Here is a 2,125-nt window from a genome sequence, read left to right on the forward strand (position 1 = left end):
CGCAGGCGCTGATCGGCGCCAAAGTCTATTTCGACAAGATCAATCGGCAAGGCGGCGTCCACGGCAGGCGTATTGAGCTGCTCACGCGCGACGACCAGTACACGGCATCCCTCGCCGCCTACAACACACGGCAACTGATAGGGCAGGACCGGGTATTCGCCCTGTTCGGGTTTGTCGGCTGGCCGACCAGCCAGGCGGGATTGCAAATCGCCTCACGGGCACGTGTTCCTTTCTTTGCCCCCTTCACCGGCGGCGCGCTCCATACCTCTTTTGACCGTTATCTGTTCTCGATCCGCGCCAGTTATGTGGATGAGCATGCCTACTTCCTGCGCAACATGAACGGGCTCGGCATACGCAAGCTGGCGCTGGTGTATCAGCAGGATCAATACGGCGTGTCGATCAAGCAGGACATCGAGAATCGCGCGCGGCGCGAGGCGATCGAACTGACCAGCATCAGCATCAATCATGCCGGCGTCAATCTGACTCCGTTGATCGACAAGACGCTGGCCGCACAAGTCGACGTCGTGATGCTGGTCAACGCCGACTACCAGATCAACGCGCGCATCGTACACGGCTTGCGCAGTCGGGGATTCCTCGGGCAGTTCTTTGCCGTGTCTTTCGTCGGCACCAAGCAATTGGCCAGCGAACTGGGCGATATGGCGCACGGTATCCTGGTCACGCAGGTGGTGCCGCTGCCATGGCGCATTTCGATGCCGCTGGTCGCCGAATATCGCAAGAGCATGGCCGAGGCGGGTTACGAGGAATTCACCGTTACCAGCCTGGAGGGCTACATCGCCGCCCGCGTGCTGGTCGAAGGCTTCAGGCGAACGGGCCGCAATCTGACCCGGGAGCGCCTGATTCGCGCACTGGAAGGCATCAATGCACGCAACTATGACGGCGGCGGCTACGTCGTCAATTTTTCCCCGACCAATCATCTGGGGTCGATGTACGTGGACATTGCCACTATGACCAAAGATGCGCGCTTCATGAACTGAAGCAATGCTTCCGTGATGAGTGACGGCAATCGCGGTATTGGATTAAAATACTGTATATAAACACAGTATTCAATGCCGAGGCAATGATCCCATGAGCAAGTCCGGTTACCGCAAAGTGCCGTTGCAGATTACGCAAGTCCGCGAGAGCGAAGGCGAGACGTTCACGCGCGTGTTCGACGCGCGCAAGGGACGCGGCGCGGTCAGCAACATACAGGGACGCTATGAGGTGGAGCAGCGCGTCGGCTTCGACGACGGATGGGGTGTGCCCGACTCCGAAAATGGCGAAGAAGAACCGGCAACCGTGCGCACCATCGTCACGGAAGAGACCGCCAAAACCATCATCAGCCGCAACAAGTCGCCCGATCTGCCGTTCAATGCCTCGCTCAATCCATATCGCGGTTGCGAGCACGGCTGCGTGTATTGCTTCGCACGGCCCACGCATGCTTATCTCGGTCTGTCGCCGGGGCTGGATTTCGAGAGCAGGATTTTTGCCAAGACCAACGCCCCCGAATTGCTGCTGCGCGAACTGGCGAAGCCGTCCTATATACCCGAGACGATTACCGTCGGCATCAACACGGACGCCTACCAGCCATGTGAGCGCGAGCTGCAGATCACGCGACGCGTGTTGCAGATACTGAGCGACTGCCGTCATCCGGCCGCGCTGATCACCAAGTCCGCCCTGATCGAGCGCGACATCGACTTGCTGGCCGCCATGGCCGCCAAGGACCAGGCCATCGTGGCCGTCACCATCACCACGCTCGATCCCGCCATCGCCCGCACGCTGGAGCCGCGCGCGGCCAGCCCGGCGCGGCGCTTGCGGGTGATCCGCACCCTAGCCGAGGCGGGCATCCCGGTGAGCGTGTCGATTGCGCCGGTGATTCCCTTCGTGACCGAACCTGATCTGGAGCGGGTGATGGAGGCGGCGGTAGAGGCGGGCGCACGCCAGGCGGGTTATATCGTGCTGAGGTTGCCGTGGGAGGTCAGCCCGCTATTCCGGCAATGGCTGCAGGCGCATTTCCCCGACCGGGCGGCGCGGGTGATGAATCGCATCCAGGACATGCGCGGCGGCAAGGACAACGACGCCGATTTCGCCACGCGTCCGGCCAGTTCAATTTGTTTTGAGCGGCCGG

At 61.3% G+C, this 2,125-nt stretch carries 2 protein-coding genes; both read left to right on the forward strand.

What is annotated here, in order from left to right; genetic code table 11:
• The coding region (locus tag HLUSI_RS27640; protein ID WP_016833513.1) for an ABC transporter substrate-binding protein at nucleotides 1-995 on the forward strand (995 nt) is incomplete at its 5' end.
• 91 nt (nucleotides 996-1,086) lie between these two features.
• Nucleotides 1,087-2,125: PA0069 family radical SAM protein (locus HLUSI_RS27645; RefSeq protein ID WP_016833514.1), on the forward strand; the 1,039-nt coding region annotated here is incomplete at its 3' end.

The sequence above is a fragment of the Herbaspirillum lusitanum P6-12 genome (genome assembly GCF_000256565.1).
Classification (GTDB): domain Bacteria; phylum Pseudomonadota; class Gammaproteobacteria; order Burkholderiales; family Burkholderiaceae_D; genus Herbaspirillum; species Herbaspirillum lusitanum.